Source organism: Mycobacterium sp. BK086, assembly GCA_004362315.1.
Classification (GTDB): domain Bacteria; phylum Actinomycetota; class Actinomycetes; order Mycobacteriales; family Mycobacteriaceae; genus Mycobacterium.
The window spans coordinates 153,143-177,284 of sequence record SNWL01000010.1 but is presented as its reverse complement, the minus strand read 5'-3'; the positions used below and the strand labels follow the sequence as shown (position 1 = coordinate 177,284).

Here is a 24,142-nt window from a genome sequence, read left to right as displayed (position 1 = left end):
GATGCGGGCGACGTTTCCCGTCGGGGTGGCCACCGGGTGGGCGCGGGTGCTGACCGCGTTCGTCGTGGTGGTGACGCTGCTGTGGGCGGGCACCGAGATCCCGGCGACCGCCGGGCGGTGGATCGCTTTGGGGCTCAGCGTGATTGCGGTGCTGGTGCTGCTGGTGGCGTGGCGCGGCGTTCCGCTGGGCGGGTTGGTGGTGCGGGCGTTGCGCCGCCGGGACGTGGCGCCGGGGCCGGCCGGCGCCGAGGATCACCGGCTGCGCTACACCGACACCCACGTCGGGTTGCGCGCGGTCGGTGATGAGCTGATCGCGGTGCTGGCCGTCGACGGCCCGGCGCACGTCCCGTCGGTGTTCGACCAGCATCGGGTGCAGTCGGCGGCCAGCCTGCCGATCGACGTGATCGCCGACGCAGTGCGCCAATTCGATGTGACGCTGGCCGGGATCGATGTGCTGTCGGTGGGCCGCCGGCGCGCCGGGCGCGCCCATCACCACTACGGCGCCACCTATTCGCGGATGGTGGGGGATCATCCGGCGATTGGTCAGCGCCGCACCTGGTGTGTGCTGCGGATGAACCGGCTCGACAGTGTCGCCGCGGTGGTGTGCCGAGACTCGGTGGCCGCCACCCTGGCGACGTGCGCGGCGCGGCTGGCCGCCGAACTGACCGCCCGGCACCTGCCGGCCCGGGTGCTCGACGCGGCCGCACTGGCCGAGGTGGACGCGGCGCTGAGCGCCGGGCTGGGGCCGAATCCGCGGCCGCGGTGGTCGGCGGTGCGCCACGACGGCGGGTCGCTGGCCACCTATTGGGTGTCCCCGCGCGACATCAGCAGCGACACCCTGGACCGGATCTGGGTGCCCGACACCGATTCCACCGCCACCGCGGTGCAGCTGCGACCCGCGGTCGACGGGGCGGTGTCGGTGGGTGTGTTGGTGCGTTACGGGGCGAGCACCGAATTCGGTGAGCCCCCGGTCACCGGGCTCAACCCGCTGTCGGGGCGCCAGGACCTCGGGGTGGCGGCGATCAGCATCGCCGCACCGGCGGCGGCGCTGGACGCCCCGCACCGGGTGCTGACCGACGGCGAGGATCTGCGGGCCCCGCTGGGGGCGACCGGAATCCTGCTGGGCGCCTTGCCCAGTGGGCATCCCCTGCTGATGAACCTGGCCGCGCCCGGCCCGAGGTCGTCGGCGGCGGTGACGGTGGCCGGGGAGCTGGCGCTGCTGATCCAGGTGGCGCTGCGCACCGCGGCGATCGGCTACCAGGTGCTGGTGGTCTCCCGGCGCCCGCAGCGGTGGCGCGACGCGACCGCGACGGGCTTGCGGGTGCTCGATGGGGTGCCCGCCGAGCTGCCCGACGACGGCCGCGGGGTGGCGGTGTTCTACGACCTGCTCGACGCCCCGCCGGGGCCGGCCGCGGCGATCTCGGTGCGGCTGGTGGCGCCGGGCAGCGCCAGTGTCGCCGATGTGCATCTGGAGCAGGAGTCGGCGAGCAGCGCGGTGATCCGCACCGCCGAGTTCACCCACCGGGTGATCATCGATGTGGAGCCGGAGCGCAATGTGAGTTCGCCGCGGCGGGCGGCCTGACCATGGTCGACGCACAAGGAGAGCAGCGCGCATGACCAGCGTGGGAACCAGCACGGCAGAAGCGGCGCGGGCCGCGTTCAGCCGCGGCCTGCTGGCCTCGGGGATCGCCGTGAACGGGTTGATGCCCAGCCAGAATCCGGCGGCGGCGGCCAAGTTGTTCGGCCAGGCTGTCGAGCTGGATCCGGGGATGTGCGATGCGTGGCTGGCGCGCATCGTCGCCGGCGACGATTCGGTGGCGGTGCTGGCCGGGGCGTGGGCGGCGCGCGAGACGTTGGGCTGGGAGACCCGCCGGCTGGCGGTGCGGACCGGCGATTTCACCCCGGCGGTGTCCGACGGGTTGTTCGTGCGCCTGGAGATCACCTCGCAGAACTCGTTGGGCATCGCCCATGCAGTGGTGCTGGGCCGCGACGGCCGCTACGCCGACGCCGACGCGCTGCTGGCCGAGCTGGCCCCCAGCGATCCCTTCGACGCCGACTTGCACACCTACGCCGCCGGGCTGCTGCAGTTCCGCGCCCAGCGCTGGGCCGATGTGCTGCGGCTGTTCGGCCCCGAGAAGCGCTGGCGCAAACCGGTATACGGGGCGGCAGCGGCGGCGATGGCCACGACGGCGCTGGCATCGCTGGGGGTGTTCGAGGACGCCTTCCGGCGTGCGCGGGAAGTCGTCGACGCCGATCTGGTGCCGACCGCGACGACGGTGGCGCTCTACACCCAGGCGATGTGCCTGCGGCATCTGGGCAAGGAGGACGACGCCGTCCAGCTGCTGCGGCGGGTGTACTCGCGGGACCCGAAGTTCACCCCAGCCCGGGAGGCGATGGACGACCCGACCCGGCGGCTGCTGGTGACCAACCCCGAGACGATCGACGCCCGCACGGAGCCGTGGGATTCGGCCAGCGCACCCCCGCCGGGGCAGGCCGAGGCGGCCAAGCACGCCGAGGAGGCCAACCGGTATCTGCTCGACGGCGAGGCCGAGCTGGATTCGATGCTGGGCATGGCCGAGGCCAAACAGCAGGTGAAGTTGATCCGCTCGACGACCAAGGTCAACGCCGCCCGCGCCAAGATGGGGCTGCCGGTGCCGGTGACCTCGCGGCACACCCTGCTGGTCGGCCCGCCGGGCTGCGGCAAGACCACGGTGGCGCGGGCGTTGACCAAGCAGCTGTGCGGGTTGGGGGTGCTGCGCCGGCCGACGGTGGCTGAAACCAACAAGTCGCGGCTGGTGGGCAACCATCTGGGGGAGTCGGAGAACAACACCCGGGCGCTGCTGGATTCCGCGCTGGGCGGGGCGGTGTTCTTCGACGAGATGCACAACCTCTACGACCAGGGGTATTCGCACGGCGACCCGTACGGTACCGCGATCATCGAAACGTTGTTGCCCTACATGGAGAACCACCGCGACGATCTGGTGGTGTTCGGCGCCGGGTATCCCAAGGCGGTGGAGCGGATGCTGACGGCGAATCAGGGTCTGCGGCGCCGGTTTTCGACAACGATCACGTTCTGCTCCTACACCCCCGACGAGCTGTGGCAGCTCACCCGCCTGATGGGGGCCCAGAACGAGGACCTCATCGCTGCCGATGCCGAGGCGGTGCTGCGCCCGGTGTTCACCCGCTACTACAGCCAGGAGTCGTTGACCCCCGACGGCGATGTGATCCGCGGCATCGACTGGCTGGGCAACGGCGGATTCGTGCGCAACCTGGTGGAGAAGGCGCGCGATCACCGCAACAACCGGCTCGACGACGAGGATCTGGATGCCTTGTTGGCCGCCGACGATTTCGACCCGGCCGATGAGGCGCTGCTGCGCCGGTTCAAAGAGCTCACCGCCGAGGATTTCAGCGAGGGACTGACCTCCGCGGTCGCCGACGCCGAACGCGGGCGCGGACCCGTCAACGGACCGGGTATCTGAAACAGGAAGGGGGACAATTTATGTCTGATTCACTGAAGGTCACGCCGGCCGACCTGACGACCTCGGGGCAGACGGTGGCCTGGCACACCGACGACGTCGCAGAGCGGCATGCGGCCGCCGATGCCTTGATCGAGGGCGCCGCCCCCGGCTGGACCGGGGCGTCGGCGGCCGCGCTCACCGCCCAGATGGCGCAGTGGCAGGCGACGACCACCGCGCTGGTGGAGCAACTCGGTACGCATGCGTCGAATTTTGCTGGGGCGCGGGTGATTTACGATCTCGCTGAGGGACGTGGAGCGCAGGAGCTGTCGCGGGTGGACTTGGGCGGGGAGAGCTAGATCGTCGTGGCGGTGTCGGTCGCCGACATCGAGCGGTGGAATCCCGGTGACGTGCGTGAGATCTTTTACGCGGCGACCAGCCGGGCGCAGACCTGGGCGCGCACGGCAACGAAGCGCTCGCGGTGGCGAACGCGGCCCGCGCCGCCGCGCTGGGCATGGCGATCGATGAGGGGGCCGGCACCGTGGTGCCCGGCCCCACCGTCCGCAATCCGATGGAGGCCGACCTCAAGGTGATGCAGCTGCAGCCGCGGCTGGACAAGATCGTGGCCGAGGCGATTGTGCCGACCGGATAGGAAAGGCGTGCGGCCGATGATTTCGCGATCGCTTCGCGTGGGGCGAGTGGTCAGCGCACTGTGCCTTGCGGGTGCCGTTCTCGCTGGCTGCGGCAGCTCGCTTGGCCCCCCTGTACCAACGGGCGCTACTGAAATAGGAGGTCCGCCAATGACATCAGCGCCGCCACCCCCACAGGGGTGGTCACTGAAAGAGGTTGTGCCGCGAAGCGAGCAGGAGGCCCAGGACACGGTTCTCGGCTACCTCAGGCGAACACTTGCGGTCTTGCCGCCAGGGGCAGTGATGGATAGCCATGGTTACGTCAATCCGGGACAGGCCGCGTGGTGTGACGACGAGCCCAAGGATCCCAAAAACGCGCCGGTGCATGTGCAGACGATGGGGGATATCAAGGTGCCCGGTGACATGGATCCGAAAGAGCTGATCACCAAGGTCGGCGACGCCTGGCGCAGCTGGGGGTGGTACGTGTTCGAACGCGACGGCTTCAACAAGCCGAACCAGTTCGGGTACGGCCCCGATGGCTATCGGCTACAGATCGAAATGTCCAAGCCGCCAAGCTATCCGCCGATCTTGACTGCGATATCGCCGTGTTTTCCGGGCAACCTGGCACGCGATGATCTTCGGTTTCCGGTGGTTGTCAGCGCCCCGTGACCGCTGCTAATGCCTTCATCGGCCGGTTGGGACCGATATACGTTTACGTCGCGCGCGGGCTCGGGCTGCCGCGGTAGCGACTCACTCACGCAGACCGCCCAGGGTGTCCGACAGTCACAGCGACCGACATAGTTGGATGGGCGGATTCGTTGCGCTCTACAATTTCCTTGGATTCCGGCTGGCGAGTGCCCCGTTCAAATTGCCACGGGCGATTGTGAGCCTGGTGTTCCTCGCTTACCCGGCTGGAACGTGGGCTTCCCTGCGTACCGGTGCCGAGGCTTCTCGCTTCGGTCACAAAAAGGTGCTATTGGCGTCGATCGCCACTATGGTCGAGGGCGCGTTGATCACATTGAGTGGCAACATGTTCGTCATCCTTGCCGGGCTGATTGTGGCCACGGCGGGCTTCTTCGGCGCCCACGCCATCCACATCCGTCAGCCAGAAGCATGATTAGCTGGCTGCGGTTTCTCTTTCGTCGGTGAGGCGAGGCATCCTGCCCGCCGACAAGCTCTAATGTCCGATTTCAGCGAACGAGCGTTCGGCTCTGCCGAGGATGCTGTCGATGGCGCCGTGGATCGCGTGGTGGAGCGATGGGTCGCGGATCGTTTCGGCGATCACCAAGAATGACCAGGCCGCTGCTGCGAATGCAGGGACCAGCTCGACAAGCTCGTCCGGTCGTGATGGCCGCGGGAGCTCGATCCACCAAAGTGGCGGGAAGAAGAGCTTGAGTGGCACCCATCCGATGCCGTCACCGTCATCGATGCGAATCCAGTCGTCGACGGTGCGCCTGATGAGCGCCGCGCCGTCACCGCCCTGTGCGCTGGCGGTGGCCGCGGCATCGACGATTCGTCGGGTGAGATCGCGAACCGCGATCTGTACCTGCAACTGGAAGTCGTTGCTTTCAGTGCCCCACGGTTCGGTGAGGGATCCCACACGCCAGGGTTGTGAAATGGGGTCCTTCGGTGCGACCCTGCCCGTCCAGGGCGGTTGCGGCGGAAAGAGAACGTCCCAGAGCCGCGGATCGATGCTGGCAAGCAGCCGTAGCTGCGTCGAGCTTTCCGTCGCTATAAGCGCACCTCGTCGTATCGCCAGTCCGGCTCCCCCCGCGCGGCACAGTACGGTAAGCATCACGCTTTTAAACGAGTAGTCGACCACTCTAATTTTTGCCACCCCTCGCACCGCTACTCGAACGATTGCGCAGGGGCACTCGACCTCGGGGGTGGCGGATGAATTCTCTGCGAAGACCCTTCACCGGCTGATCGGCGCGTGGTACGCAGATCTCACGGCCGGGTGGTCACTAGCTTCGCCGGGGGTTTAGGGCCATCTGGCACGCCGCGAGCCGGGGAGGCATCATGCGGACGTTGGTTGAGGCGAATGGGTTTCGGGTCAAGGCGGTTATTGGTACTCACGTGGTGCTGATGGCGCTGGACTGCGACGAGGCGCAGCGCAAGGGTCTGCTGGGGTTCGGTATTCAGCGCAAGCCGGCGATAGGTCATCACAGTTGGCTCCGGTCGCAGAAAGTGTTCGGCTCGGTAGTGCCGGACCCGAAGGTCGATCCGAAGCATCCGGGGCATCGGCCGTGGTTTAGCACTGAGGACCATCCGATCCAGAGTTTCCTGTGGTCGGACTACACCGTGCTGCCGGACACCGACTACACCTTCACCATTGTGCCGATGTACGGCAAGCCCGGCGCCCTGGTCAAAGGCAAGGGTTTGGTACTCGACGTCCACAGCGAGAAAGAGTCGGCGCACGGCCACGGCATCTGGTTCAACCGCGGCGCGATTGCCAGCCAGGCCTTTGCTGAGGAGTTCGACAACGTCGGTCCGAACCCGCCGGACAATCCCGATCCTGCCAGTCCGGAAACCCAGTGGCTTTCCCGCGGGCTGTTGGAAGCCTGCTTGCGCTACATCGGCGCTGCTAGCAAGGGGGAGGGGCTGCGGGTAGCGGCCTACGAATTCACCTACGCGCCAATCCTCGATGCGCTCAAAGCTGCTCTGGACCGCGGCGTCGATGTCCAGATCGTCTATCACGACACCAGCAAGTCCGATGGCGAAGAGCACGGGGCCAACGAAGCGGCCATCATGGCGGCCCGACTGCCCGCCAAGGTTGGCGGACACAAAGTGCTCTTCCCGAGACACGTTGATTCGCCGGGGATTCCGCACAACAAGTTCATCGTCCGGCTCAACACGGACAAGAAGCCAACGCAGGTGTGGACTGGGTCGACGAACTTCACCCCATCCGGATTCCTTGGGCAAACGAATGTGGGCCATGTGGTGGTGGACGCCGAGGTGGCTGCCACCTACCTCGCCTACTGGAAGCTGCTGTCCGGCGATCCGCTGCTGGATGCCGCGCGAGAAGGTGCCATGGCGCTGACACCTGATCCGTCGGCGGTGATTCCGGCTGATTCGGTCGTCCCGTTCTTCTCGCCGCGCACCCGCTCCGTGCAACTGCAGTGGTATGGCGACCGCGTCGGCGATGCCGTGAACCAAGCGGCGATCACCATTCCGTTCAGCCTGGATACCCACCTGGCCGATGCCTTGGCTGCCGATAGCGAGACGCTGCGCTTTGTCCTGATGGAGAAACCGCCCTCGGTCACGTTGCGACAGAAGCTGGTCAAGAACCGCGATGTTGAGATCGCCTTCGGCGACATCCTGGGGGAGACGTATGTCTTCGACAAGAAGGGTGAGCCGACGGGTAAGCGTGTGGGCATCAAGGAGTTTGAACTCGACAAGTGGTTCTTGAAGGAGGATCACTTCCGGCACGCGGGGTTCGTGTTCTTCATCCACACCAAGTTCCTGCTCATCGACCCGCTGTCCGACGACCCGCTGGTCTGCACCGGCTCGGCGAACTTCTCACCAAACTCGCTGTTACGCAACGACGAGAACATGCTCCTGATCCGTGGCGACACCCGGGTGGCCGACATCTACCTGACCGAGTTCGACCGCATCTTCCGGCACTTCTTCGCCCGCAACGCCGCCAACAAGATCGCCGCCGGCGGCGGCGATGTACGGCGCAGCGAGTTCCTGGACGAGACACCGACGTGGAGCGACGTTTTCTTCAAGCCCGACAGCTTCAAGTGCCGGCGGCGTGAGATGTTCTTCGCGGATCCAGCTAAGAGCTGGGTGACGGCCGCTGCCAAGGAGAAAGCGCCGGCGTGATCACAATCGCTCGCAGCGGTCCGTCCCGGGGCCCAGGAGGCATCGTCCTAGGTAGTGATGACACGAATTAGATTGGAGTACAAAATGATCACCCGGACTCCCGACGACGACGCCAAGGAAACCGAGGGTCGCGACCCGCCCATTCCGATCGATATCGGCAAGGAACACCTGCCCGAGGTTGCGCCCGGATTCCAGGACCGCCGCGGCGAATGAGCGGTGGACCCGAGCAGGGTGTCGAATACGCCGCGTACCTGAAGGATCAACTCGCGCGGGAGTATTCGCGACGAGATCAGGTCAACTCGCGGGCGGCGACGGCGATTACGTCTGCAACCGGACTCGCCACGCTCGCTACCGGTATCTTCGCCCTGATACTCGGCAAGGACTTTACGCTCAAAGGTGCCGCACTGACTTCCATGGCCGCCGCCCTGCTGGCGTTCCTCGCCGCTGCTGTCTTCGCGGTTATCGCCGGACTCAACCGCACGTATGACGCCGTGGACGAAGCAACGATGCGGTCGCTGTTGTCCGCCGAGCACTGGAAAGACAATCCGATCGACGCACGCTGGCAGACAGCGAATTTCACGATCCTGTCCGTCACGACGCTGCGCACCGGCACCAATTTCAAGTACCGATTCCTGGCGCTTTCCGGGATTGCGCAGATTGTGGCCATTCTGGCACTGGGGGTATGCGCGATCGCTGTGTTCGGGTGGGAGTAGCTCTGAGTTTGAATGGAGGCATATTGCGATGGCATGCGAAGCGGAGCAAGCGGCCCTCACCGAAGCCAATGATCGTCTGGCCGAGGCGCGCGACGGCTGTGCCGCCGGTGTGCGAGGCTGGTGTCAACAGGTAAACCGCCTGTTACACGAACAAGCCCGGGCAACTGCGGCTTTGGACAACTGCAGATTCTGGCGATTGCCGTTTGTGATGCAACCTCAGGAGCAGTCTAACTGGTGCTGGGCCGCGGTCGCCGTGTCAGTGGCGAATTACTACGACGGCACGTCCCGCAGCCAGTGCAGCTTTGTTAACACCTTTCTCGGGCGCGATGACTGCTGCCCTGGCCCTACGGCGCCGTCCCCATGCAACGTGGCGGAAGACATCCAACCGGCGTTAGAGGCGACGGGCCGCTGGCAAGGCAAGAAAGACGGGCCTGTCAGCGCCGCCGACCTCGCAGTCATCCGCGACCGGCCGGTGGGTCGGCCTCTGGTGGTGGAAATCCACTGGAAGAGCAGCCGGCCGCCGCGCCTGCAAAACCACTTCCTCGCCATCATCGGGCACCGCGTCAGGGACAACATGGTGGCTGTGGCGGATCCGGCATACGGACCGTCTGACCTGCCACTCAACGAACTGAACACCAACTACAAATCCGACGGCATTGTCACCCAAGTGCACTTCACCACCTAGCAAGGAGCCACCGTGCCGATCGCGCCACCGTCGCCTCCAGATGGACTACTCGATGAGACACTGCGGGTAGCAGAAGATCTGCTCCCGGACCGCCTTCACGACATCAGTCCGCGATGGATTACTTACCAAGCCTCGAAGACGTCGGTTGTCCCGCGCCGCCTCTACATCCTGAGCCTTGATTCGCTGCTCAACGGTGACGGATTCGCCGCCGCGGAGGCGAACGGCTGGCGATCCCTCGTGATTCTTGATGGGGTGGCTGTCGCACTAGCGGACGCCGACGTCAACGAGGACACCGCAACGATCCGCGCGATGAACTACGGGCCTTTCGTTCAAGGCGTTTTCGAGGCCGGAGTCGCGTACGACCTCTCTGACGATCACCGCCATGCCGCTGTCGATGGCGGTTCCCCCGAGCAGCGGATTCTGCAGATATCAGCGCTCTACTTCACGGGGCTCTGGATGCATGATGACGCAAATCCTCAGCGGGACACGCTGATACCGATCGCCCCGGCGCCTGCTGGGCTCGCCGCCAACCGCAGTCGCGATGCCCGCGAGGTTCTCCAGGTGCTCAGACAATACGGACACCAGAAACGCCAACAGTAAGGTCCCGTCAGCGAAGAAGGTTCACCCATGGGAACAACACGTTCTGAATGTCCCTACTGTCGGTAGCAGGTTGCCGACGGCGCAAGGCGATGCAACACTGCCTGACGGACATCGCGTCCGTATCGACTCCTGACCACGGCGGCGTGTGTCCGCTGCTGTGCAAGGAGAAGGTCCATGCCGCTGCGACGACGTGCCACCACTGCAAGGAATGGATAGGCCCGACAACGGAATTCCGCCTTTCCGCCCCCGCTGCGGGAAGTGACTGTGGCTGTGGCGGTACGGGTATCCCAGGCGAAGTCAGAGTCGATCTCGGTGTCGCCGCAGGCGGTGCGGTAATGCTTCTCAGGAGCGGCGGATTTGGTGACTTCGGTGGAAGAACCGGTCTCACCGTCATCTGTGGCTGTTCGCGCACTTGCACAATCAAAGACGGAGTCACCACGTGTGGACCATGGGAGTGCACTGGACCACCAGGCTGCCTCGATCTCCCGAAGTAGTCGAGGCAGAGGTGTGACAGACCCGGGAGCCTTTCTGTTGTACAAGGCCCGTTGGCGCAACGGCCTGTTGGATCGTGGGCCGTTGCGCCATGGCGGTATACATGATCGAGGCGTCCGGTGCGAGGTCGTCAAGCAAAGCTATGACGGACTTGGTAGGTCGCGGAGGGACCAGCGGGGTTGCGAGGTGGATCAGGATTCTGATGAATCGCCGCCTCGATGTCGGCCAACTCCTTTGGCGGCGCGACCGCTTTCGCCTTGCTTCAAGGCCTTGAGGGCGGTTGCTCGAGCCAGTCGTGACGCTTCGGCTCCACGCCGACTAGGTCTATTCATTCTCGTATGGCGTGCCCGCTTCCCACTCTTAGTCCAGCAGTCAGCGCCTAGCTGTGGTGTGGGCGTTAAAAAGTCGTGCCTGCCCTTAGGCGTTTGACCTCGATCAAATTGGAGGCAATTATGACCACAGGGGCCAAGCGCTCGCTGTTCATTAGCAGGCTCCACACTGGACCCCAGGCTCTCGCGATTGCGTCTACTGTACCCAAAAGTGACTACTTCGGTGGCGTGCAGCCTGACTTGCACCCGTTGATTGAGCTGTGCGGCATAGAAGCGATGGCGGCGTGTCGTTTACGGTGGTGTTGACGCCAACGGTCAAAGGAGGGTGCTGGTTCCGCAATCCTCGAATCAGCCGCGCGCATTAAGCGGCCATGTCGATGACGAGCTTGGTTTGCACGTGAAAGGCCATATCGTGTCGATCATTTCAGGTCGGCGTATGCCTTAGTTGGCAGTATTGTTGGGGTCATGTCAGCGGCAATTTCAGGTATTCGCGTTAAGTTCGGTAAGACCGACGGCGATGTCCGGGTGACGAGCGGGGGAAAGCTCGTTTTGGTTGGCATGGTCGTAGGCACACTGACGGTTGAGTCCGGCGGTTACGCCAATATCATTGGCGCGGTGGACGGACTCGTCATCGAGCCGGGGGCCAGGGCCAAACTCCGCGGACTATCTATGGGTGACGTCACCAACCATGGCGGGGAGCTGACGATTAGCGGCGCCGTCAAAGGTGTCTTGCGTGGACGCTCGACCACTCGGGTGATGCCGAAAGCGAGGATCGACCATTTCGACGAGCCAATTGATCCTGAAACAGGAGAGGGGCCACTTCCTGAGGCCGCCGATCTGGCTAGCAGTGTCATCGATGATCTCACCAATGCCCGGTGGGCCGAGGTTCGCGCTCGCTTCGATGCCAGGATGCACGACGGGCTGAGCGAGGAGGAACTTGCCGCGGTGTGGCGTCAAATCCCAGGAATGGTCGGAAACTACGAGGGCCACGGGGACACCGACGTCGCTCGCGAGGGGGACCTCACAAGGACCGTCACGCGACTGCGCTTCGATGCTGGTGAGTTGGTCGCTCGCATCGGCTTTCGTGATGATCAAACGATTGCCGGCCTTTACATCCTCAATCCCTGATCCCGATGCGATGGCGAATCTAACGCCTCCGCACCGATAGGGGTCAGCGGGGGCGATGGAAAAATTGCGGCATCCGAACTAGGTCGACCCGATTTGGGTGTTTTGTCGCGAATCATGGCTATTTCAACTGCTTCTCGGCATGAGTAGACGGTCGAGTATCGCGCGTTTCCGCCACGACAGGTCGTCGACGTTCTGGCCCCAGCCACACAGTGCGGGTTTGAATAACGTTCCATCAGGACCACGCCTTAGCGCCACCAGAGTGACCTTACTCGAACCCGCACCCGAAAGGATGTCGGCAAGAGCAAGAGCCAAATCCAGGGGTCGAATGATCGTCGCTAGCTCGATGCAAGGCTCCCGAGAGGGGCCTTGTTTCGTGCTAGTCGTTGGCGAGGTCGCGGCCGCTCTTTCGTTGTCATCGTGAGCGCAGCCTGCAAATCAACAAATGGCGGGTTCAAGTCGCTGGTCTGTAGGCCTTCCTCGTCGAGGAAGATGCGCTGGTAGAACGTCTCGTTGAGATTCCGGCGTATCCCATCGGTGCCATCCGTATAGGTCGCTTCTGGGTCGGACACCGCCGCCGAAAAGTGTTGATCTCGACCCGAATAACGTAATTCTGTTGCTGGTAGTGGCCCGCCGCCAGGAGTGCTGGGTGGTGGCCAATCTCGCGCCCCTTGGGGTACGGTCTGGATATCTGGCCCACTGAGCAGTAAGCGAGGTTACCTTGGCCGACGTTCCGCGCGAACTCTCAGACTTGTTGAGTACAGCACTGTTTGAATCAGTAGCGGTCATTGACCCAGACCAGCTGACCGACGACGAGCGGGACGCGGTTCCCGATTGGTGGCTGGAGGCAACACAGCTTCCACTCCAGGCAGGCATCGCACGTGCGATTGATCAATGGCAAACGACGCTGCCCGGAACGTTGGTCAACCTTCACGAGCGGCTGCGCGAAAGTGGACGCGGCATATTCCTGGGTCGATCTGAGTCTGGGGGCAAGCCGTTGTTGGCCTACGTCTCGGCGGTTCCTTCCGGTGAAATCGTGTGCTGGTACGGCTTTCCGCCGTCCCCAGCACTCGAGAACCCGTCGCTGGACCTCACCAAATTTCCCACGTCGACGCGCGTGTTCTACACCCAGCTCCATGATGGCTTCACGCTCGCCTCCGCATTCCACAACGGGTTTCCCGCGAGCGCGGAACTGTTCGCCGTGGGGGAGGACCTCACCACCGACTCAGCTGAAGTGCAAGGCACCAAACCTGCACCAAACCTGGACGAATTGGTATCGCTATTCTTTGATTTCGGCGCATCGTCGGTGTGTGTCGAACTGGACGACGACAGCGTCGATCGACGCGACGGCTGGGTCGTCTCGGACGCCCAGGTGCAACCGGTTGACGACATCTGGATGACCATCGATCAGTGGATGCGATCTCTCGCGCAGCCCTAACCGACGACAGCGACACCTCATAGACGCGCAGCGTTCCGGCTGATGTAGAGCGGCAGTTCATGGTGCTCGATGTGGCGCCTGGAAGTTCCGCGGTCACATGGCTGGGGGCCGTCTGGGCCGAGCTCGTTCAGTAGCCGTAGGACGGCCTTGGTCAGACTGCTGATCGACCCACGTGACTGCGCGTACTCTTCCCGGGAAGTCAACTGGTCTACTTCACCGATGCGTCAAGCGCTGCTCTGTATGTGAGTCGGCTCCGCGACAACCGCTGTAACGGACATCAATTACGCGTCTGTTGCTGGCCTTCTCGCGCTCGCGAAGTACGAAGGCGACCTCGACGGGCTTCGGGCCTAGGAGACCAACATGCGTCCACCGACGGCTATCTTGAGTGGTTTGATCAACACTCCCTTTAGCGCCGCTCGCATCCCGCGCCTGTTCGTGCAGCTCGGGAGGAGGCAACAGGAAGGCACTCGCACGTCGGGCGTCTGCTAGTTCCGTCGCCCGGTGATTGGTTGACCATCGTCACTGAGAGAGTCGTCGATTGGCGGCTGCGGTGCGGCCTTTTCCATACTGCTGGCGCGACTGGTGTTCGACTGTTCCGCGGTTCGACCGGCTGTCGGGGGCCCCACAGCGTGCGGTGAGGTCTGAGGTCGAGCAGAGGGCTGTTCGACATCGCCGGAATCTGCACGGGCTGAGCGGCGTTGGTGACGCATCTGCCTGGCGACCACGGCGGCCACGGCCACCTCGGGCGCGGCGACGTCGGTGGCGACCGTTGCTCCCTTCTCTGCACGTGTTCCTGTCCGGCCCGGTGCCGCCATGGCCGCCCCGGTACCGGAGGGCGCCGGCCAATTGGGCGTGGGCCCGCGACCCGCTTCCGAAGCCGGCCCTGATGGTGGTCGGCGCCCGGCCACGCGGCGTGGGCTGGGGTCGCGGCCGTTGACCGGGGTGCCCGTGCGTGGCCGACTGCGGTCGGCGGGGTCCGTGGGTGCGGGGCGGCCGGTCTGGTCGCGGCGACGGCCGCGGTCGTATCCGTTGCGGCCCTGCCGAAGTAGGTCGGTGAGCGTGTGGGTGAGGTCATGCCGGGTGCCGTCACGCAGTTCCCGTTTGAGCCAGATGAACAGTCCGGTCGCCACCGCGCTGATGATTGCGATCAGCACCAGCACCGCGACCGGATGGGTCATGCCGACCTGAGCGGCATATCCGCCGCCCGGAGCGGCCGTTTTCAGGACGATCATGGCCGCGATCGAGATGTAGGTGACGTAGGCGAACACCAGCACTGCACTTTTGACGAACTGCGTCGCCCGCCGCACTGCGGCGCGCCGGGGTGGGCCGGCGATCATCGCGGCTGGGGCGGCGATCACCATTAGGATGGCGTGCAGGAACGCCGCACAGACGACCAGAACGTAGCTGTAGGCCACGTAGCTGACGAAGAAGGTGAACACCGCGCCGAGCAGGCAGTAGAAGATGCCGAGTGCGACATTACTGCCGTCGAGGTGTTGGGCGTACGACAGGGCCTGCGGTGCACCGCAATTGGTCATCGCATGCGCGGGGGCGGCGGGATCACCGGTGAGGATGGCCGCCGACCAGGCCGGCCCGCAGGTGCCGATGCCGTCGATCGGGGTGCCGAAGTTCCACAGCTGCAGCGGTGTGCGGATCGTGGCGTCGGCGATGAGCCCGGTCAGGCTCTGCACCTGGGTGCCGGTGCCTCCGGAGGTGATGGGGCCGTTGTTCATCGCGGCTTGGGCGACGGAAAAACCGAGCCCCCGTGCGGTGGTGAGCAGTCCGTGGTCGGGGTCGAGTTCGCCCAGCGGGTTGCGGGTCAGCGCCAGCCCCACCACGCCAAGAGCGAACGCGGACAGGATGATTGACCAGCCGCGGCCCCGGTGGCCGTGCCACACCAGGTGGTAGGCGCCGACCACGAGCCCGAGCAGCAAGCAGATCGGCACCACCGACAGCTGCGCCATCAGTGACCGCATCGCCTCAAGCAGCGGGCGGCACCAGGTGGCCAGCCACGCCAGCCAGGTCGAGGACAGCGCGAATCGCAGCAGCCACAGCGCGACCGAGATCATCAGCACGTAGGCCGACGCTTGGGCCTGCAACCAGCTGGCGACGGTGTCGTGGGTGAGCCCGGTGGTCACGGCGGCGGCCAGCCAGTGCGCCCAGCTGGACGGGTCGGCGGACAGGCCGAGCCCGGCTTGAGTGATCGCCTCGCTGGTGGACACCACCGACAGGTAGTAGGCGCCGAGGGGGACGCCGTGGCTGTCGGTGATGCCGGTCCAGCCCAGTGCCGCGGCCATGGTGGCGGCGACGGCGGGTGGGGCGGCGACGACCGACCACAGCGCCAGCAGGTGGGTGAAGAGCGTAACGGCGGCGGCGCGGGCGAGGCGGGGGTGCGCCGCGAGTTGGTAGCCGAGCCATTCGGCGCTGCGGGTCATCGGGCGCCAGGCGTGGTGTCGAAGGCGTCGTGGAGCGCGGCGTCGGGGTGTCGGAGCACCCGGATGGGGGCGGTGCGGCGGAATTCGTCGACGAAGAAGCCGTGCCCTTCCCGTTCGCGGCCGCCGGCGCCGGCGCCGGCGCCGGCGCTGGTGGGGGTGTCGAAGGCGGTCGGTTCGCGGAGGTGTTCGGTGGCCGGTTGGGCCAGGAAGTAGTCCTCGATGCCGGGGTGGTCGGGCAGGTGGATTCCGGCGCGTTCGGCGACTTGTCGGGCCAGCCGGGGGTCTTCGAACGGCATGATGAGGTGTTGGGTGATGAATTGGTCACCCATGAGCGCCAGGTCGGCGATCGGGTCCTGGGTGATGATGAGCAGGCCGGTGTAGTGCTTGCGGGCGCGGCGGCTGATCAGGTGGGCGTCGTCGGCGCCGGCCCGCGAATTGAGCAGGGCCCCGGCTTCTTCGAGGACGATCAGCCCGAAGCGCTCCCGGTTGGCGAAGAAGGTGAGCCGGGCCAGTCGCACCAGCATGCCGTAGATGGCGACGGAGACGAGTTTGCGTTCGGAGAGTTGGCGGTGCAGGTGCGCGGTGGTCATCTCCTCGGCGGTGGGCAACTCGAGGTTGCCGGTCAGCCAGATCGTGACGTCCAGGGTGGTCAGGTCCGGTGCCGGCAGGGTGGGGTCGAAGATGGCGCGGGTGAAGTCGTGGGTGGCCCAGGATTGCAGGGTGAGCAGGACGGGTTGCAGGTCTCGGGCCAGGTCGGTGTCGGTGTGTTCGGCTGTGCCGGTGAGATATTGCAGCTCGTCGAGGTAGGTGATGAGGGCGGCGGTGCTGGTGATGCCGAGCCGAGCGCGGGTGTCGGGGGCGAGCAGCCGGCGCAGCCGGGCGACGGCGACGCTGCGTGGGTCCAAGCCCATCATCGGGATCAGATAGTCCAGCCAGTAGCCGCCCGCAACGTCGGGAGGGAAGAGGCGCAGCGGGTCGCAGCTGAACCTGGCGCCGGCCATGTCGATGACGGCGGTGCCGGGCCAATGCCCGAGGGCGGTGGCCCATTCGGTGCCGGGGTCGACGATGAACGCCTGGGCGCCGCGGGTGATTTCGGCGTGGGTAAGAGTCTTGGCGGCATACGACTTGCCGTAACCGGGCGCTCCGCTGCACAGCAAGACCGGGTTGTGGTTGCGCCGGGCGCTGCCGGGCAGGTCGATCAGGACGGCGGCATTGTCGGCGTTGGATCGGTTGAGGCCGAGCAGGATTCCGGTGGCGTTCCCGACGGCGGTAGAGGTCAGCGGCACGAACCTCGACCATTTGCCGGTGGTGGTGGGGTGGGCGAATTGGTCGGCGCCACTGACGTGTACGGGGGTGCCGGGGTTGAACACTGACCACAGCCGCCGTTGGGCGCCGCGGTAGGCGCGGATGGCGATCTGACCCGATGTGGTGAGTTCGTCGCGGAGGCGGTCGACGCTGTAGCGCAGGGTGGGTTCGTCGGGGGCGCCGACGGCGATGAAGAAGGCTGCGTGCACGGGACGTTCGTCGGCGTGGGCGAGCAGGAGCCGGTTGTATTCAGCGAGTTGGTGCCAGGTGGTGGACAGCTGCGCATCACCGTCGCGGGCGTCGCGGCGCTGGGTGAACTGGTCGCCGAGGTTGCCTTTGGCGCGGTCGTTACGGAGGAATTCGGTATCACGGCTGCGCAGTTCGAGGTGGATGGCGAAGTCGAAGACCGCGCCGGTGTCTAGGTCGTCAAGGGCGTCGAGGAATTCCGAGCCGGGGAAGACGATGCCGCCTTTGGGGATGTCGACGACGGGCAGGATCGCCTGGTAGCTGTCCGGGTACTGACCGGTGGGACTTGCGGTGCGCAGCAGCGTCTTCCAGCTCGGCAGCCACGTTAATACGGACGGCCGGATAGGGCGGTGCTGCTGGTCGCCGTCGTCGAAGTGGGCGGGTGACTCGGGCTCCTGCCGCGGCGCGGTAGTTGCGGGTAGGGGGTCGGTGTAGGTGCCGCGCCAGGTGTTGTGCCGCCAGAACCAGTCGATCATCGCCGGGGTGACCGGCTGGGGGGCGAATTCTTCGGGGATAGCGGTGATGACGGCGTCGGCCAGCTCGTGGTAGGCGCTGAGGGAGGTGGCCGAGTCGGTGTCGCGGCCGGCGATCCAGTCGCGCAGTTTGGTCAGCTGGCCGGTGGGGGTGTGTCCACCGCGGCCGGCGTCGACGGGGATGGACAGCCAGTAGATGCGGGTGCGGGGCGCTTCGGCGGCCAGGACCGGTTCGAGCTGGCGGCAGGTGGCGATCCAGTCGGGGTTGTCGCGGTGCCCGGTGAGCATGGCGCGAAGCAGCTGGCGGCGGTCTTGCGGTGCGGACAACCCGTAGAGCCAGCTGCCGGAGGGCAATTCGCGGACCAGGCTGCGGTGGCGGTCGGCGGCGGCGGTCTTGCGGGTGGTCGGTTGCAGGGTGTAGCGCAGTCCGGTGAGCAGATAGTCGGCGTAGACGCCGTGGGCGGTGAACCGCAGGTGTCCGGCGACGCGGTGCGGGGGTGCCAGCGCGAGATCGTCGGTGCTGGCGGTGATCCGGGGGTGCAGGGCGGACCAGAGAGCGCGGATGCGGAAGCCGAGGCTGGGTCGGCTGTGCGGGGTCAGCGCCCCCAGCCCGGCGGCGGCGCCGGTCAGAGCCAGGCCGGTGAGCAGGACGGCGCGGGCGTGGCCGGTGTCGAGGGCGCGCAGGGTCGCGATCACGGTGACGGTCAGCCCGATGGCGGCCGGTACCGCCACGGCCAAGCGTAGCGGCTTGCCGAACAGGACGTCGATGTAGACGGGGGTGTCGTGCACTCCGGTGAAGACTTGGGCGGAGTCGGTCATTGGCCGAATTGGCCGGTGGTGATGCCGGTTTGGTCGGTGGTGCGTTTGGCCGAGACGTAGATGGCGTAGCCGGAGCCGACGATGACGGCGACGATCACGCCGATGACGGCCCAGCCGACGGTTTCGCCGATGCGCCCGCCGAAGAACGCGGCGGCCGCCCGGGCGCCGGCGCCGAGGAGGATCAGCACCACCAGCACGGTGACGCCGAGGCTGTAGAGGGTGCGGGAGCCGGACACCAGGTCGGTGGCGGCGAGCACGGTGGTGGTCATGAGAGGCGTTCTCCTGGTGTCGGTTAGCGGGGGTTGGAGCCCGGGACGACCGGGATCAGTTCGGCGCCGGGCGCCAGCTGGGGTGCCAGGTCGAGACCCGCCACCATCCACCGGCCGCCGGTGACGGCCAGCGTCATCGGGAAGTCGAGCAGCAGCGGGGTGAACTGGGTGCTGGTCAGCTCGGCGGTGGCGATGGCGGGCACGGTGGTGCCCTCGGGTGGGGTGTCGTGGTCGGGAACGGTGTGCTCGGCAACGAGTTTGGTGAGGGTGGCGCCGCGGTAGCCGGTCAGCGGGAGCAGCCCCGAGGTTGGGGTGGCGTAGCGTTCCAGGCCACCGGTGCCGGTCAGGTACGCGGTGAGGAAGCCGCTGACGGTGTCGGCCAGGGTGGTGTGCGGGGCGATGGTGACGGGGTAGTGCAGGGCGATGTCGGCGCCGGGTCCGGGGCAGTTGACTTGGGCGGGTCGTAGCGGGGCGCGTAGCCCGTAGCGGCTGTACAGCACGGCCAGCCGGTAGCAGGCGGTGTGCGGGGTGGCGCTGGCATACGGGCGTTGGGAAACGACGATGACGACGCTCCACTGCTGGGCGTCACCGCGGTCGTCTTGCAGGGTGACCGCCGCGATGGCGGGGGACTCGACGAGCATCGCGGGGGTGGTGGGCAGCCGGGCGTGCTCGGGTGGGGCCCAGCAGTCGTCGAGGGTGTGGGGCTGGGTTTGGGTGGCGGTGAGGAGTTTGACCACACAGTCCTGGGCGAAGCTGCCGGCCAGCAGGGCTCGGTTGACCGCGCTGCGGGCGGGGATGGCGATGTCGGGCGGCGTTTGGAACAGCCAGCCCCAGATGGTGGTGGCGGCGACCACGCTGCAGGAGGTGACGCCGACGGCCAGCCCAATGCGGCGGGCGCCGGTGTGCAGGGTGTCGAGGCGGCGACGCCAGGTGGTGGTGAGCATGGCGGATCCTTTGGTGGCGGTGGGCTATTGGGGGGCGTGGCCGAGGATTTTGATGCTGGCGACGGCGAAGGTGGCGTCGGCCGGGTCGGTGCCGGCCGCTGGGCTGGGGGCGGCTGCGGTGACCGGGGCGAGGACGTCGTCGAGCAGGCCGCCGCCGGATGTGGTGGGGGTGCTGCTGGTGGTGTCGGCGGGGGCGCGGGAGGTTTGCAGCACGATCATGGTGAGTTTGGAGGCCAGCACGCCGTGGTTGGGCAGCGGCTGCACGGCGTCGCCGCGGACATTGCCGGTGTCCTGGGTGAGGACCGTGGTGGCGTCGTCGTTGAGGATCCACTGCGCGCGGGTGACCACGCGGTGGGCGGTCCACTGGTCGGCGCCGGTGGGGTCGGCGGCCGGCCAGCCCGGGGTGATGGATACCGCGGTGATCACCATGGTGCGGCCCAGATCGAGGGTGAGGACCTGGCCGTCGACGCCGCCGCGCACGCACACCCACGCCCGGGTGGGGTCGGTGCCGGCGACGGCTTGAGCGGCGGTGGATCCGGGCAGGCATGACGCGGACGCGGTGTAGGGGATCGGGGTGTCGGCGGTGGTGTCGGGAGCGGCGGTGCTGCTGGGTGCGGGGGCGACACTGATCCGGGTGGCGGCGACCACGGTGTCGGACGGTGCCGGGTCGTCGGGACGCAGGACCAGCAGTGTCACGGTGACGATCACGGCGACGACCGTGGTGACGGCACCGAAGCCCAGTGCCACGGCTTTGTTGAAGCGCGGCTCGAGGATGCGCGGGAAGTCTTCGGGTGCGGGCGGATTGGCGGGCGGCGCGGAGGGTGTGTCGTCGTCAGCCGTGGCGCGCGGGTGGTGGTCGTCGAAGACGGCGGCCAGGTCGAGGGTCCGGCGTTCGTCGTCCAGGTCGAGGATGTCGTACTCGGTGGGGTCGCCGTCGTCGAAGAGCGGATCGATGGAGCGCATGCCGCCGTCCAGGGTGTCCAGCCACGCTGCGGTGTCGTCGGCCCAGTCCGACGACACGGGCAGGGTCGGCTGGTGTGGGGTGCTGGTCACGGCGGCTCCTGATCGGGATCACCCTCAGCTAAACGCCGCCGCGATCGTTGTGCGACGGCCATAGCTGAGCGATCCGCGCGGCGTTAGCGTAAGCGCGTGACTCGCCAGAACCCCGTGGTGCCGCATCTTCTGATCCGATCGCGAATGACGCTGCCGTCCTGCCCCTTCCAGCTCCGGGGGGTGGGTCGCGGTGACCTGCGCGCCTGACCGGTTCGATGATGTGCGGCGGCGGTGGATCGCGCGCCATCAGCACAGCTTTCTGTTCCAGAAGCGCCGCGCCGAGCTGCTGGCCCGCACGATGCGGGACCGCGCGGGCGAGCGCAGCGGCGCCCGGGTCGACCCGGCCGACGACGACGTTATGCATCCGCTGCTGCTGCGCGGAGCACACACCCCGTACGCCGCTGTCGACGCGCTGATCGTGGGTACCGTCGCGCTGCTGGCGCCGATCGGCTGGCCGGTGGGGCGGCTGCTCTACGGGGCCATCGTGGGGCTGATCCCGATGACGTTGCGGTCCTATCCGGTGGCGGCGCTGCTGTGGGCGGCGGTAGTAGTGGGCGTGCCGGTGCCGTTGCTGTACAGGCCCGGGCCAACGTTGGGCACTGCGCTGCTGGTGCCGTGGCTGCTGGCCCAGTTGCCGGCCACGCTGCTGGCCGCCGGGATGTACGGCATCCTCGAGGGCTGGCTGGCGGTCGGCGGGGCGCGGGACTGGTGGCCGATGCGGCCGGTATCCGGCCACGACACTGTCGATTTCGGCTGGGCTGCCAACGATTTGACGGGACCGGGCGTGTTCGCCTTGGCGCCGCCCGATCCGCCCGGAGAACGCACCCCGTCGCGCCCGGAGATGCGGGATGGGTAGCGCCACCCCGTATTGCGGTTTCGTGCGCGGAGAAGGTGGTGTGCGTATGGTGGCGTCCTCGGCGGCCCATGTGCTGGTGTCGGCGCCGACCGAAACCGGTAAGACCCGAAGGGTTCTCGCGCCCGCGGCGGTGCTGTGGGGCGGGCCCGTCATTGTGGTCAGCAGCAAGGACGATCTGATGCAGCTGGTGATGACCCGCCGTGGCGGCCCGTCGGCACTGGTTGATCTGCGCCCGGACTATGACGCTGATTATCCCGGTGTGCCGGCGCGCTCGTTTGACCCGACCGCGCTGATCCGCACCCCGGATCAGGCGGTGACCGTGGCGAACACCATGATGCAGATGTCGGCGGTCGGGCTCGGGTCGGGTGCCGACCAGGTCTCGGACGCCGGGATCTGGGAGTCCAACACCGAGGGTCCGCTGGCGGCGATGCTGTATGCGGCATCCCCGCGTGGCAATAACGCAGGCATCGGCTGGGTGCTGTTGGCGGTGGACAACCTCGATCTCGACGCCGGACCGGGCCGGCAGCTGAGCCTGGAGCCGAGTTGGCGGATGGCCGCCGACATCGTGCGGGGAAAACCGTTGTTCCGCAACGCGTTGTTGCGCACGCTGGCGATGGATCCGCGTCAGCGGGACAGCATCGCATTGACGATGCGCAAGGCGGTGATGCCGTGGATGCGGTTGGCGTTGCGCGGCGTTGAGCATCCGGTGTTCGACGAGTCGCTGCTGGCTGACCCCGCTGCGACGGTGTACGTGTTGTCGCCGGCGGAAGGGTCGATCGCCGGAGCGGCGGTGACGCTGCTGGAACACCTGGTGAAGGTGTGGCGGGCCAAGACCGCGCGGCACGAGATGTATCACCGGTTGTTGATCGTGATCGATGAGGCCGCCAATGTGGCGCCGATGCCGGCGCTGCGCCGCCACATCAGTGAGGGCCGTGGGCTGGGGGTGAACTTCGTGGTGTCGGTGCAGGCTTCCAGCCAGCTCGATACCGTCTACGGCAACGCGTATGCCCGGGAACTGCGGGACACCTTCCCGGCCGCGCTGATCATGTTCGGCGCCGCCGAGATGGAGATGTTGCAGCGCGCCGAGGAGTGGACGTTGCAGACGACGCGCCGTCAGGAGTCTTTCGATCAGGCGTCGGGGGCGAAAACGCTGTCCTCCCAACTGGGGAGCACGCTGGATTACCGTCGGCTGCTGCCGCAGAACACCGATCACGCCCGGCTGGTGATCCGCGGCACGGCCGGGGTGTGCACCGAACTGCCGGACTGGTCGACGTTCGTTGACCTCTACGACACGGCGGCGCGGGCTTCGTTGCGAGGCAGCGCTTCCGGGGAAGCGTCTCACTCGGGACTAGTCGGTCTGGCTTCTCGGCATCGGCGTGCGGTGGCTGTGATGCGGGAGTCGCGGTGAGTACCCGCCGCGGGCCGTGGCTCAGCGGGTTGGTCGTCGCGCTACTGGGCGCGGGATGGCTGATCGTTCAGGTGGTCGGTGGGGTGGTGTCGTGGGTTGAGGGCATCGTCGACGGCGCAGAAACTTCGGTAACGAGCGCTGATGTCTCACCGGATTACCCGTTGGCGAGTTGGTAGGCGTTCAGAAGTTCGGCGAAGGGGAGGCCGGGCTTCTGCGGTGAATCACCGGAATCCGCTGGTATGTAACAACAATGGCTTCCCCGTCGCGCATTGTGTGGAACCACTGATGTCGTTCGGCCGCACCCCGGCGTGCGGCGCGGAGATGCGGGTCTCATCGTCCGCCGGTGCCGCGGTCTTCAGTGGGCGGCGGCGCCGGCAATCTCGGGCGCAGTTGATCGACGTAGACGAACCACTTGTTGTTCCAGATCGCGGCTTCCACAGGGTCATCGACCCGGCACGGCCCAAGCCCGAAACTCCGAACGACTTCAGCCGTCAACTGAAGGCTCGCGATCAGACTGGGAAGCGCCTCTTCCAAGTACTGGTGATGGAAACGCTCGGCCGCGGCGGCCACTCGCCCCGTGGGATCGGAGAGGGTGAGGCCTTCTGCGTGGACCTTGTGGGTCTGCGTCGCCACCCTCGCGTAAGCCGTATGCGATTTCACCAGCAGGTCAACAAGATTCAGTAACGTTGCCGCGGGTTCCATGGCGAAGACCGCCTCGGCACGGGTCGGGAGTCCCGAAAATCTGTCGGTCATAACAGCGACGTTAGGGGCGCGATACTCGCTCAGCTACGGTCATCGAGGCAAAGAACCGGGAGGTCAGCTGACGTCGCGTGGGGAATTGCCCAGAGTCATGCCACGCAGGACGATGAGCGCGAAAGCGTCATGACCACTTGCGAATCGTTGTCACGCCACTACCGTCTCATTGACCTCCGACATCGAGGATCTGAGACACGGGATGTGGGACAAGAAATGAGACTGCGCGACCTGACACTATGCGACCTCAAATGTCGACGCGAGCGGCCGTCTCGTTTCTCCACAAGTGAGAC

22 protein-coding genes and 1 pseudogene are annotated in these 24,142 nt (G+C 66.4%); 16 read left to right on the top strand and 7 right to left on the bottom strand.

Annotation, left to right across the window (positions count from 1 at the left end; genetic code table 11):
- The first annotated feature begins 1 nt into the window (after nt 1).
- From eccE to EV580_RS32645, 6 genes and pseudogenes are all read left to right on the top strand, one after another.
- Nucleotides 2-1,582, top strand: a complete 1,581-nt coding sequence (gene eccE, locus EV580_RS32665) for a type VII secretion protein EccE (protein ID WP_133696997.1) — start codon at nt 2-4, stop codon at nt 1,580-1,582.
- A gap of 31 nt (nt 1,583-1,613) precedes the next feature.
- Nucleotides 1,614-3,479 (top strand): type VII secretion AAA-ATPase EccA, encoded by a 1,866-nt coding sequence (gene eccA / locus EV580_RS32660; RefSeq protein WP_133696996.1) that lies wholly within the window; start codon nt 1,614-1,616, stop codon nt 3,477-3,479.
- A gap of 20 nt (nt 3,480-3,499) precedes the next feature.
- Nucleotides 3,500-3,814: a WXG100 family type VII secretion target gene (locus EV580_RS32655; protein WP_133696994.1), complete on the top strand. Its 315-nt coding sequence runs from the start codon at nt 3,500-3,502 to the stop codon at nt 3,812-3,814.
- 122 nt (nt 3,815-3,936) lie between these two features.
- Nucleotides 3,937-4,107, top strand: a complete 171-nt coding sequence (locus EV580_RS34000) for a hypothetical protein (RefSeq protein WP_166654984.1) — start codon at nt 3,937-3,939, stop codon at nt 4,105-4,107.
- Between the two features lie 148 nt (nt 4,108-4,255).
- Nucleotides 4,256-4,753, top strand: a complete 498-nt coding sequence (locus EV580_RS32650; RefSeq protein ID WP_133696992.1) for a hypothetical protein — start codon at nt 4,256-4,258, stop codon at nt 4,751-4,753.
- Nucleotides 4,754-4,886: 133 nt separating this feature from the next.
- Nucleotides 4,887-5,177, top strand: a pseudogene (locus EV580_RS32645) (MFS transporter); the annotation flags it as partial.
- 84 nt (nt 5,178-5,261) lie between these two features.
- Here the strand turns inward: EV580_RS32645 and EV580_RS32640 are convergent.
- Nucleotides 5,262-5,906: a hypothetical protein gene (locus EV580_RS32640; RefSeq protein WP_286171971.1), complete on the bottom strand. Its 645-nt coding sequence runs from the start codon at nt 5,904-5,906 to the stop codon at nt 5,262-5,264.
- A 197-nt stretch (nt 5,907-6,103) separates the two neighbouring features.
- Between EV580_RS32640 and EV580_RS32635 the strand changes: the two genes are divergently transcribed.
- The 7 genes from EV580_RS32635 (at nt 6,104) to EV580_RS32615 (ending at nt 13,291) form a co-directional block, all read left to right on the top strand.
- Nucleotides 6,104-7,909 carry a phospholipase D-like domain-containing protein gene (locus EV580_RS32635; RefSeq protein WP_133696990.1) on the top strand — a complete coding sequence of 602 codons (1,806 nt, stop codon included), beginning with the start codon at nt 6,104-6,106 and terminating at the stop codon, nt 7,907-7,909.
- A gap of 84 nt (nt 7,910-7,993) precedes the next feature.
- A complete protein-coding gene (locus tag EV580_RS34415; RefSeq protein WP_286171970.1) occupies nt 7,994-8,122 on the top strand; it encodes a hypothetical protein in 129 nt (42 codons plus the stop codon).
- Nucleotides 8,119-8,622 (top strand): hypothetical protein, encoded by a 504-nt coding sequence (locus tag EV580_RS33995; RefSeq protein ID WP_166654993.1) that lies wholly within the window; start codon nt 8,119-8,121, stop codon nt 8,620-8,622. The genes EV580_RS34415 and EV580_RS33995 overlap by 4 nt, the downstream gene beginning before the upstream one ends.
- Before the next feature lie 28 nt (nt 8,623-8,650).
- A complete protein-coding gene (locus EV580_RS32630; protein ID WP_166654992.1) occupies nt 8,651-9,307 on the top strand; it encodes a papain-like cysteine protease family protein in 657 nt (218 codons plus the stop codon).
- A 12-nt stretch (nt 9,308-9,319) separates the two neighbouring features.
- On the top strand, nt 9,320-9,907 hold the full coding sequence (locus EV580_RS32625; RefSeq protein WP_133696986.1) for a hypothetical protein: 588 nt from the start codon (nt 9,320-9,322) through the stop codon (nt 9,905-9,907).
- A 1,286-nt stretch (nt 9,908-11,193) separates the two neighbouring features.
- Nucleotides 11,194-11,856, top strand: a complete 663-nt coding sequence (locus EV580_RS32620) for a DUF3887 domain-containing protein (RefSeq protein WP_133696984.1) — start codon at nt 11,194-11,196, stop codon at nt 11,854-11,856.
- A gap of 718 nt (nt 11,857-12,574) precedes the next feature.
- Nucleotides 12,575-13,291, top strand: a complete 717-nt coding sequence (locus EV580_RS32615) for a hypothetical protein (RefSeq protein WP_133696983.1) — start codon at nt 12,575-12,577, stop codon at nt 13,289-13,291.
- Between the two features lie 485 nt (nt 13,292-13,776).
- On the opposite strand, the gene EV580_RS32610 is transcribed toward EV580_RS32615, so the two are convergent.
- Genes EV580_RS32610 through EV580_RS32590 form a run of 5 tightly spaced genes read right to left on the bottom strand, consistent with a single transcriptional unit; the run spans nt 13,777 to nt 20,832 of the window.
- Nucleotides 13,777-15,723, bottom strand: a complete 1,947-nt coding sequence (locus EV580_RS32610; RefSeq protein ID WP_133696981.1) for a hypothetical protein — start codon at nt 15,721-15,723, stop codon at nt 13,777-13,779.
- Nucleotides 15,720-18,566, bottom strand: coding sequence for an ATP-binding protein (locus EV580_RS32605; protein WP_133696979.1), 2,847 nt, complete (start codon nt 18,564-18,566; stop codon nt 15,720-15,722). The genes EV580_RS32610 and EV580_RS32605 overlap by 4 nt, the downstream gene beginning before the upstream one ends.
- The gene (locus EV580_RS32600; RefSeq protein ID WP_108055181.1) at nt 18,563-18,835 is read right to left on the bottom strand and encodes a glycosyl transferase family 39; all 273 of its coding nucleotides are present in this window, start codon (nt 18,833-18,835) and stop codon (nt 18,563-18,565) included. Before EV580_RS32600 ends, EV580_RS32605 begins: the two co-directional genes overlap by 4 nt.
- Before the next feature lie 23 nt (nt 18,836-18,858).
- On the bottom strand, nt 18,859-19,779 hold the full coding sequence (locus EV580_RS32595; protein WP_133696977.1) for a conjugal transfer protein: 921 nt from the start codon (nt 19,777-19,779) through the stop codon (nt 18,859-18,861).
- Nucleotides 19,780-19,803: 24 nt separating this feature from the next.
- A complete protein-coding gene (locus EV580_RS32590) occupies nt 19,804-20,832 on the bottom strand; it encodes a discoidin domain-containing protein (protein WP_166654991.1) in 1,029 nt (342 codons plus the stop codon).
- 190 nt (nt 20,833-21,022) lie between these two features.
- Between EV580_RS32590 and EV580_RS32580 the strand changes: the two genes are divergently transcribed.
- Genes EV580_RS32580 through EV580_RS32570 form a run of 3 tightly spaced genes read left to right on the top strand, consistent with a single transcriptional unit; the run spans nt 21,023 to nt 23,272 of the window.
- Nucleotides 21,023-21,688 carry a hypothetical protein gene (locus EV580_RS32580; protein WP_133696972.1) on the top strand — a complete coding sequence of 222 codons (666 nt, stop codon included), beginning with the start codon at nt 21,023-21,025 and terminating at the stop codon, nt 21,686-21,688.
- Nucleotides 21,681-23,096 (top strand): type IV secretory system conjugative DNA transfer family protein, encoded by a 1,416-nt coding sequence (locus tag EV580_RS32575; protein ID WP_133696970.1) that lies wholly within the window; start codon nt 21,681-21,683, stop codon nt 23,094-23,096. Before EV580_RS32580 ends, EV580_RS32575 begins: the two co-directional genes overlap by 8 nt.
- Nucleotides 23,093-23,272 carry a hypothetical protein gene (locus EV580_RS32570; RefSeq protein WP_133696969.1) on the top strand — a complete coding sequence of 60 codons (180 nt, stop codon included), beginning with the start codon at nt 23,093-23,095 and terminating at the stop codon, nt 23,270-23,272. Before EV580_RS32575 ends, EV580_RS32570 begins: the two co-directional genes overlap by 4 nt.
- 154 nt (nt 23,273-23,426) lie before the next feature.
- On the opposite strand, the gene EV580_RS32565 is transcribed toward EV580_RS32570, so the two are convergent.
- Nucleotides 23,427-23,849, bottom strand: a complete 423-nt coding sequence (locus EV580_RS32565; RefSeq protein WP_133696967.1) for a hypothetical protein — start codon at nt 23,847-23,849, stop codon at nt 23,427-23,429.
- Nucleotides 23,850-24,142 lie beyond the last annotated feature (293 nt).

What these genes read in the sequence shown, in the direction of transcription:
- EV580_RS32565 (WP_133696967.1), bottom strand. Translation starts at nt 23,849, where the DNA reads ATGACCGACAGATTTTCGGGACTCCCGACCCGTGCCGAGGCGGTCTTC.
- EV580_RS32620 (WP_133696984.1), top strand. Translation starts at nt 11,194, where the DNA reads ATGTCAGCGGCAATTTCAGGTATTCGCGTTAAGTTCGGTAAGACCGAC.
- eccA (WP_133696996.1), top strand. Translation starts at nt 1,614, where the DNA reads ATGACCAGCGTGGGAACCAGCACGGCAGAAGCGGCGCGGGCCGCGTTC.
- eccE (WP_133696997.1), top strand. Translation starts at nt 2, where the DNA reads ATGCGGGCGACGTTTCCCGTCGGGGTGGCCACCGGGTGGGCGCGGGTG.
- EV580_RS34415 (WP_286171970.1), top strand. Translation starts at nt 7,994, where the DNA reads ATGATCACCCGGACTCCCGACGACGACGCCAAGGAAACCGAGGGTCGC.
- EV580_RS32600 (WP_108055181.1), bottom strand. Translation starts at nt 18,835, where the DNA reads ATGACCACCACCGTGCTCGCCGCCACCGACCTGGTGTCCGGCTCCCGC.
- EV580_RS32575 (WP_133696970.1), top strand. Translation starts at nt 21,681, where the DNA reads ATGGGTAGCGCCACCCCGTATTGCGGTTTCGTGCGCGGAGAAGGTGGT.
- EV580_RS32595 (WP_133696977.1), bottom strand. Translation starts at nt 19,779, where the DNA reads ATGCTCACCACCACCTGGCGTCGCCGCCTCGACACCCTGCACACCGGC.
- EV580_RS32655 (WP_133696994.1), top strand. Translation starts at nt 3,500, where the DNA reads ATGTCTGATTCACTGAAGGTCACGCCGGCCGACCTGACGACCTCGGGG.
- EV580_RS32630 (WP_166654992.1), top strand. Translation starts at nt 8,651, where the DNA reads ATGGCATGCGAAGCGGAGCAAGCGGCCCTCACCGAAGCCAATGATCGT.
- EV580_RS33995 (WP_166654993.1), top strand. Translation starts at nt 8,119, where the DNA reads ATGAGCGGTGGACCCGAGCAGGGTGTCGAATACGCCGCGTACCTGAAG.
- EV580_RS32650 (WP_133696992.1), top strand. Translation starts at nt 4,256, where the DNA reads ATGACATCAGCGCCGCCACCCCCACAGGGGTGGTCACTGAAAGAGGTT.
- EV580_RS32635 (WP_133696990.1), top strand. Translation starts at nt 6,104, where the DNA reads ATGCGGACGTTGGTTGAGGCGAATGGGTTTCGGGTCAAGGCGGTTATT.
- EV580_RS32605 (WP_133696979.1), bottom strand. Translation starts at nt 18,566, where the DNA reads ATGACCGACTCCGCCCAAGTCTTCACCGGAGTGCACGACACCCCCGTC.
- EV580_RS32610 (WP_133696981.1), bottom strand. Translation starts at nt 15,723, where the DNA reads ATGACCCGCAGCGCCGAATGGCTCGGCTACCAACTCGCGGCGCACCCC.